This window comes from Streptomyces sp. STR69 (assembly GCF_024519455.1).
In the GTDB taxonomy this organism is placed as follows: Bacteria; Actinomycetota; Actinomycetes; order Streptomycetales; family Streptomycetaceae; genus Streptomyces.
The window spans coordinates 1-383 of the sequence record NZ_JALJRY010000110.1; the positions used below are offsets into that span (position 1 = coordinate 1).

Annotated in this window: 1 pseudogene; it reads right to left on the reverse strand. The window is 66.3% G+C overall.

Annotated features, from left to right (window positions below):
• Positions 1–255: pseudogene (locus tag OC490_RS49180) on the reverse strand (endo-1,4-beta-glucanase); the annotation flags it as partial.
• Positions 256–383: the final 128 nt, after the last annotated feature.

Sequence of the window (383 nt, forward strand, 5' to 3'; positions counted from 1 at the left end):
GGTCGGGTTGCCGCCCGACCAGTCGAAGGACGTCTCCCAGTTGACCTTGCCGCCCTGGTAGGAGTTGAGCCAGGTGCACTGCTTGCCGGTGGCGCCGCTGGCGCCCCAGACGTTGTTGTTGAGGTAGTACGGGGACGCCTTGATGGTGTTGAAGGCGGTGCAGTTGTCGGCGGCCCTTGCGGCGGAGGGGGCGAGCAGGAGCGGGGCGGCGAGGGCTGCGGCGACCGACGTGGTGAGTGCCTTGAGGGTGAACATGGGTGGCGCTCCTACTTGTAGGTGATGTCGGAGGTTTTGTAGATGCAGTTCCGGCCGTCGGGACCGGATCCGGCCTTCGCGGGTTCGCCCGAGGTGACCCCGCGGAACTTCTGGCAGACGACGATCTT